This is a genomic window from Frankia canadensis, from assembly GCF_900197875.1.
GTDB lineage: Bacteria > Actinomycetota > Actinomycetes > Frankiales > Frankiaceae > Frankia > Frankia canadensis.
Map to the genome: position 1 here is coordinate 73,654 of NZ_FZMO01000536.1, position 7,553 is coordinate 81,206.

The following is a 7,553-nucleotide window of genomic DNA, read 5'->3' on the forward strand; positions in this document are numbered from 1 at the left end:
CACCGGCCGGATGAACGTCACGGGGAAGAACACGCCGATGCCCGCCGGGTTCGACCGCCCCCTCCAGATGGCCGAACCCGGCGGGCATCGTCCCCGCCACCGTCGTCCCCGCGTGGAGGCGAGAGACGACGGTGGCAGGCGCGATCAGGATCCCGCCGCGGGCGCGCAGGCGCCCGGACGCGGTCGGTCAGGCCTTCCCGCGATGCGGGTCGGCCTCGCCGCGGAGGTGCTCAGGCCTCGCCGCGGATGAAGGCCTCGACCTTGTCGCTGGCCTCGTTGTCGCGGTACTGCTCCGGCGGCGACTTCATGAAGTAGGACGACGCGGACAGGATCGGCCCGCCGACGCCCCGGTCGAGGGCGATCTTGGCGCAGCGCACCGCGTCGATGACGACGCCGGCGCTGTTCGGGGAGTCCCAGACCTCGAGCTTGTACTCCAGGTTCAGCGGCACGTCGCCGAACGCGCGACCCTCGAGCCGCACGTAGGCCCACTTGCGGTCGTCGAGCCAGGCGACGTAGTCGGACGGCCCGATGTGCACGTTGTCCTTGCCGAGGTCGTGGGAGACCTGCGAGGTCACGGCCTGCGTCTTGGAGATCTTCTTGGACTCCAGGCGCTCGCGCTCGAGCATGTTCTTGAAGTCCATGTTGCCGCCGACGTTGAGCTGCATCGTGCGGTCGAGGATCACGCCGCGGTCCTCGAACAGCTTCGCCAGCACGCGGTGGGTGATGGTGGCGCCGACCTGCGACTTGATGTCGTCGCCGACGATCGGCACGCCCGCGGCGCGGAACTTCTCCGCCCACTCGGGAACCCCGGCGATGAACACCGGCAGGCAGTTGATGAACGCGACGCCGGCGTCGATGGCGCACTGCGCGTAGAACTTGGCGGCGTCCTCGGAACCCACCGGCAGGTAGCAGACCAGCACGTCGGCGCCCGACTCGCGCAGCGTGGCGACCACGTCGACCGGCGCCTCGTCGGACTCCTCGATGGTCTCCCGGTAGTACCGGCCGAGGCCGTCGAGGGTGTGACCGCGGGAGACGGTGACGCCGAGCGGCGGGACGTCAGCGATCTTGATGGTGTTGTTCTCGCTGGCGACGATGGCCTCGGACAGGTCGCGGCCGACCTTCTTGGCGTCCACGTCGAAGGCGGCGACGAAGGTCAGGTCGGACACGTGGTAGTCGCCGAGCTGCACGTGCATCAGGCCGGGGACCTGCGCCGACGGGTCGGCGTCGCGGTAGTACTCGACCCCCTGGACCAGCGAGGTGGCGCAGTTACCCACGCCCACGATGGCGACACGTACCGAACCCATGACGGTCTGCTCCTTAGGTGCGAGTGTTCTATGGAAGTGGGAAATATCTGGGCATACAGCTGTGGGCATGCCGCTCCGGCGCGGTGCCGCCAGGCCGGTCGGTCGACCGGGTACAGGCGACCCGCTACGGAGTGGTGTTCACCCGTCGGCCGGGATCTCGCCGTCGAGATCCGGGCCCGTCTGGGCCGATGAACGTCCGTTCCGGTCCCGCGCGCCGCCGTCATCGCCGTCGTGCGTGCCGTCTGGGGAACGCGTGGTACGGCGGGACGAGGACGCGCGCGCGTCGCGACGCCCCGCTCGGCCCGGGCGCCCCCCGGCCGCGGTGCCGCCGCCGGGGGGCGCGGACGCGGTGACGGACAGACCCGGCTCCGTTCCAACAGCCGCGTCAGATCCGGTGGATGGATCCGATCCTGTGGACGAAGCTGTGGACAACCCTGTGGATGCTGTGGACAACTGTGGGCTCGGCACGGACGCGGGGACGGCGGCGCGTTCGGTCTCGATCAGCTCGTTGAGCCACCGGACCTCGCGCTCCACCGACTCCAGGCCATGACGTTGCAGCTCAAGGGTGTAGGTGTCGAACCGTTCGACGGTCCGGGTCAGAGCCGACCGGACCTTCTCCCGGCGCTCCTCGAGCCGGACCCGGCGCCCCTCGAGAATGCGCAGGCGCACAGCGGCGTCCGTCTTCGCGAAGAAGGCGAACCGCACGCCGAACATCTCGTCCTCCCAGGAGGACGGACCACCCTCGCCCAGCAGCTCGGCGAGCTTCTCCTTGCCCTCGCCGGTGAGGGTGTAGACCACCCTGCTGCGCCCGCCGAGCCGGGTCGCGGAACCCGCGTCGCCCGCGGTCACGTACCCGGCCTCCGCGAGCCGGCGCAGGCAGGGGTAGAGCGACCCATAGCTGAACCGGTGGAACGCGCCGAGCACCGCGGCAAGCCGTTTGCGCAGCTCGTAGCCGTGCATCGGGCTCTCGGAGAGCAGAGCCAGGACCGCCAGCTCGAGCATGACCCACCCTCCTCCGCTGACCGACCGTGCCCGGACGCGGGCCGGCATGACCCGCGGTCGACGCGCCCGCGCCGCGCCGCCTGGCCCGCCTCGGCCTCGTCGTCGAGGTCGTCGAGCCCGCGGACGCGCTGCCTGCACGCCGTCGCCTCCACCTGTCGTTGCCGAGTGCCGACTCACCCGGACCGGGAGGTCCCGACGGGAGTGTCGGTCGATACTGGCGCCGCGACATATCGAAGCGATACATCGAGGATAGACGTCCTGGGACGAGCGCCGCAACCAGAAATGACCAACCGGCGACCGGAAGATGACGTAGGGACGCGTAGCGCGGCCGTTCGGGTGCGTTCGGGCAGCGCGTCGGGCGATCGGTTCGGACCGGGCCGGGCGGAGCCGGGGGCTGGCCGCCTGATCGCCGCGCCGGCGGGAACCCTCTGCTCACCGGCCTGATCGGCGCCCGGCGCGGGGCGTGTCCTCGCCCTGCGGGCGTGGCCGAATGTGGGCCGCGCCCAGGCCGCCGGGGCCGCGGGCGGAGCACATCGCGCTGTCGCCCACCTCACAGGGCGGCGTGGGTCAGGAGCTCGGCCAGGTCGCGGATGGTGAGGTCGACGCCGAAGCCTCACCGGGGCGGCGCGGCGGGGCCAGGAGCCGGGCGTGGCTGGCCCTCCTCGCCGGATCTGCCGTGGATGGTCCCTGTGGATGGGCATCTGTCCTGAGATCCTGCCCGGGCCACGCCCGCGGCGTACCGTTGAGACATGCGTTCGCGGTCGGTCATCGACTACGCGCTTGCCCGCCGGGCGACGCTCGCGGACCTCTTCGCGGGGCGGGTGTCGTCGCTCGACGTGTGCGATGCGCATCCCTACCTGCTGCGCGCCGCGAAGTACCACGGCGAGCCGACGACGAAGCGCTGCCCGGTCTGCCGCGGCGACGCTCCCCTGATCCACGTCACCTACACCTACGGCGACGAGCTGGGCGAAAGCTCGGGCCGGGTGCGGGCGACGCGGGAACTGCCGGCACTCGCGGCCAGGTACAGCGAGTTGCGGGTCTACGTGGTGGAGGTGTGCCGCCCCTGTGGGTGGAACCACCTCATCTCCTCCTACGTGATCGGCACCGGCGAGCCGAGGGTGAAGCAGTCCCGGCGCCGGGCCGCCGACACCTGATCCGGCCCGCCCAGTGCGCCGGGCGCCGGGTCGCCACGCCCGGCCGTTCCCCGCGACACAGTGGTCGGGGGCGCCCTGCGTGAGCGGGCGGAATCTGGCGTGAGATCCTGGTCTGCCATGTGGGTTTCACGGCGTGTCCAGGCGTGGCACGAGCCGCGTGTGGTCCGATGCCGTGGCCTCGTCAGCGGCGGCCAGACGGGCGGGCGTGGCCTGGTCGACCGGCCGGGCCGCGGTCCGGGCGGGCCGTCGCCGGCGTTCCACGCGCCCGGGTCCCGACGGAACCCGGGCAGTGGGGATCGGACCTTCGGTTGCGGTTGGGGGTGCCGGCCCGTCCCCTGTGGCGGATCGGTGACCGGGGAGTCCCACAGCGACGGATGGAGCGGTTGGTGAGCTCTCCCTACGACCAGAGCGCCTACCGGGGCGGTTCGGACCGAGGACGGCCCGAGCCCGGTCGTCCCGGTGGCGCGACCTCCGAGCGCGCCGGGAGTGACTCGGCCGACCAGGCGGTTCCCGCGGCGCGGGAGCACGCGTCCGGTTCCGGCCGGCCCGTCCCCGCCGGCGGCGCCGCGTCGCCGCGGGCGGCCCAGCCGCGCGGTGAGCGCACGGCGCTCGTGCCACCGGCTGCTCGGGCCGTTCCCGCCGGTGGGACGCGGGGGGCGCTGGTGCCGCCCGCCTCGGGCCCGGCAGCGGCCGCCACCCGGTCCGCGGCCCCTGGCACCGGGGTGGGCGCGCGGGAGCAGAGCGTGCCTCGGCTCGCCGCCGGTGAGCAGGCCGCGCCCGTGGCGACCACCGGCTGGGTACCGGACCGCGGCTCGCTCGACAGCGCCGCCGCGAGTGGCCGCAGCGGTTCCGGCGCCGCCGCGGTGCCAGACCGTGGCAGGACCGTGTCCCGCGGCGCACAGCGTGCGGAGCCGGTCGGTGGGGCCGGGGTGCCCTCCGCGTCGAACGGTGTGTCGGACCGTGGGGCGGGGCGTTCGGCGACGTTCGCCGGGAGCGGCGCTGATCCCGGCGCCACCCGGGCCGTGGCCGGCACGGCCCAGGCGGTGCCCGTCGCCGCGCGCGGCGCGAGCCGGCCCGCAGTCTCCCCGTCGGCATTCCCGGCACGGGACGATCCCGCCGCCACCCGGGTTGGTTCCGGCACGGGCCGGCGGCCCGAGGGCGCTGACCGTCCGGGAGTCGCTGACCGTCCTGGAGTTGCTGACCGTCCTGGGGTCACCGGCCGGCCCGGAACCGCCGATCACCCACCGGCCGCTGCCGGTCGTCCCGGCGGTGCCGACCGCTCGGGCACCGCAGAGCGACCGGCGCGTGGTGCACGCGAGTTCGTCGATGACGGCGGTCCCGGCACCGAGATCATCCCGCGGACAGGGCCTCGCCGCGGCCGGACCGGACCGCGTCGAGGGATCTCCGATCGCGGCGCGACGGGAGCGGCGCGGACCGCCGGCGGCCAGAGCCGGCTGGACAAGCCGTCCCGCCCGGGCGGGACGAACGGGAGCGGTGGCCGCGCCGGCACGGCGGCTGGGGTGAACACCCTCTACGACACGGTCGACCAGGCAGCGCTGCGCCGGGTCGACATCAGCGAGCGCACCGCCGACTCGACCGTCTACCGGAAGGTGAGCCCCGGGGACGACGCGAACGGCGTGGACGCGGCGGGCGCCGCCGGGATGACGACCGTCACCCCCACGCGCCGTGTCGCGGGCCGCCGCCGCGACCGGCCGACCCAGGCCACCGAGCGGATGGCGTTGCGGGTCGGCGAGCGGGAGGCCGCCGACGGGTACCCGGGCACCGGGGGGCGGGCCGCCTCGCGGCAGCCGGCTCCCGGCCGAAGCGGTCCGGGCCGGAGCGGTCCGGGCCGGAACGCGCCGTCGCGCACGTCGCGGGCGGCGGTGGGCGGCCTCGGCGATCCGGACGACCCGGCTGGTCCGCGGCGACGCGGTGGCGGCGGTGGTCGGGCCGCGCGGCCTGGCCAGGGCACCCGTGGGCCCATGTGGTGGCGCCGCCGGCCGCGGTGGCTGCGCCGCCTGGTGCTGGCCGGCGTGTTCTCGTCGATCCTGCTGTTCGTCGCCGGCATCGCCGTGATCTACGCGGCGACCCGGGTGCCGCTGCCGGGCCAGGTCAGGACCGACCAGACGTCGATCATCTTCTACGGCCCGCCGTCCGGCGGGAACCAGGACACCGGCGACGAGCTCGCCCGCATCGGCACGGTGAACCGCACCGACGTGCCCCTGGCGCAGGTGTCCAAGGAGATGCAGCACGCGGCGCTCGCGGCCGAGGACAAGAACTTCTACCACGAGCCCGGCATCTCACCGAAGGGCATCGCGCGGGCCCTCTACGTCAACCTCACCGGCGGTGATCTGCAGGGTGGTTCGACGATCACCCAGCAGTACGCGAAGAACGCCTACCTGACCCAGGAGCGGACGTTCACCCGCAAGATGCGGGAGATCGTGCTCGCGGTGAAGCTGGACCGGAAGTACTCCAAGGACCAGATCCTGGAGTACTACCTGAACACCATCTACTTCGGCCGCGGCGCCTACGGCATCGAGGCGGCGGCCAAGACGTACTTCAACACGACCGCGGCGAAGCTCACAGCCCAGCAGGGCGCGGTGATCGCCGGCCTGATCCGATCACCCAACTATCTCGACCCGGCGAAGAATCCGAAGCCGGCGGCCAACCGCTGGCACGAGGTGGTCGCCACGATGGCCGAGGAGGGCTGGGCGCCGGCGTCCATCACCAGCGAGCAGCCGCCGCCCGTGGTCGCCAAGGTGGACGATCCCACCACCTCCTCCGCCCAGGTCGCCTACATCCGCGACGAGGTGAAACGCGAACTGATCGCGGACGGGATCACCGAGGACCAGATCAACCGTGGTGGTCTGCGCATCGTCACGACGATCGACAAGGGCCGGCAGATGGCCGCCTACGAGGCGGTGACGAACGTGCTGAGCACCGCCTACGCCGCGGTGCCCGCGCTGCGGACCGGCCTGTCGGCGGTCGAACCCGGGACCGGGCGAATACTCGCCTGGTACGGCGGGACGTCCTACGGCAAGGACGCGCAGGGCCACGAGCAGTATCTGGACAGCGTCGCGCAGGCGCAGGTGCAGTCGGCGTCCACCTTCAAGACGATCACGCTGGTCGCCGCGCTCGAGAAGAACATCAACCTGAAATCGACCTTCGCGGCCCCTGAGAAGATCACCCTGCCGGGCAACTACGTGGTGGGTAACGACGAGGGCGACGTGGGCGACCTCGGCTACATGAACCTGATCAAGGCCACCGCGGGCTCGATCAACACCGTGTACGTTCCGCTCGGCCAGAACATCGGCGTCCAGAACGTCATCGACATGGCGCACAAACTCGGGATCCGCGACAAGCCGGCCATTCCGGTCGAGGCCGGGGTGACGCTGGGCAAGGACCCGGTCCGGGCCATCGACATGACGGCGGTGTACGCGACGCTGGCGGGCAACGGCGTGCGGGCCAAGCCGCACATGGTCGACAAGGTCATCGACGGCACCGGGCAGGTCATCTACTCCGGTCAGGCGGACGCCAAGCAGGTCATCCCCACGACGGTGGCCCGCGACGCGACGTACGCCCTGCAGAGCGTGATCACCGATCCGTCCGGGACCGGCACGAAGGCGGCGCTCGCCGGCGGCCGCGTGGCGGCGGGCAAGACAGGCACATCCACCTCCTTCCGCTCCGCCTGGTTCTGCGGGTACACCAAGGAACTGTCCTCCTGCGTGAACATGTACATGGGCAACGGAGGCCGCGACGAACTGCTCACCGGAATTCCGGGCGCGGAACGTGGCGTCTACGGCGGTACCTATCCGGCCAGGATCTGGAAGGCCTTCATGGACGCCGCGTTGCAGGGCGTGCCGAAGTCCACGTTCGACCCGCCGGCCTTCGGTGGCCTCGTCCAGGACAACGAACCGGCGCCGGCGCCGACCGACTCGATGACACCGAGCCCGGGACCGAGTACAGGCACCGACCTACTGGGTGACCTGTTCAACAACGGCGGCACGAACGGCGGCGGCCAGGCCCCGCAGCAGCAGACGCAACCGGGGCAGGGCCGACAGAACCGGCCGGCCAGGCCAGGTGGTGGCGGTGG

General features: G+C 72.6%; 4 protein-coding genes. 2 read left to right on the plus strand and 2 right to left on the minus strand.

Annotated elements, in window-relative coordinates; translation table 11 throughout:
• Window positions 1-230: 230 nt before the first annotated feature.
• Both C1A33_RS29695 and C1A33_RS29700 read right to left on the minus strand, forming a co-directional pair.
• Entirely contained in the window at window positions 231-1,304 is a 1,074-nt protein-coding gene (locus C1A33_RS29695; RefSeq protein WP_101835362.1) for an inositol-3-phosphate synthase, read from the minus strand.
• Window positions 1,305-1,442: 138 nt separating this feature from the next.
• Complete coding sequence (locus C1A33_RS29700) at window positions 1,443-2,306, minus strand: PadR family transcriptional regulator (RefSeq protein WP_101835364.1); 864 nt, start codon at window positions 2,304-2,306, stop codon at window positions 1,443-1,445.
• A gap of 749 nt (window positions 2,307-3,055) precedes the next feature.
• Between C1A33_RS29700 and C1A33_RS29705 the strand changes: the two genes are divergently transcribed.
• A complete protein-coding gene (locus C1A33_RS29705; RefSeq protein ID WP_101835366.1) occupies window positions 3,056-3,460 on the plus strand; it encodes a DUF5318 family protein in 405 nt (134 codons plus the stop codon).
• 386 nt (window positions 3,461-3,846) lie between these two features.
• Window positions 3,847-7,553: transglycosylase domain-containing protein (locus C1A33_RS29710; RefSeq protein WP_341477277.1), on the plus strand; the 3,707-nt coding region annotated here is incomplete at its 3' end.

Excerpts from the sequence above, each read along its gene's own strand:
- C1A33_RS29705 (WP_101835366.1), top strand. The coding sequence starts at position 3,056 with ATGCGTTCGCGGTCGGTCATCGACTACGCGCTTGCCCGCCGGGCGACG.
- C1A33_RS29700 (WP_101835364.1), bottom strand. The coding sequence starts at position 2,306 with ATGCTCGAGCTGGCGGTCCTGGCTCTGCTCTCCGAGAGCCCGATGCAC.
- C1A33_RS29695 (WP_101835362.1), bottom strand. The coding sequence starts at position 1,304 with ATGGGTTCGGTACGTGTCGCCATCGTGGGCGTGGGTAACTGCGCCACC.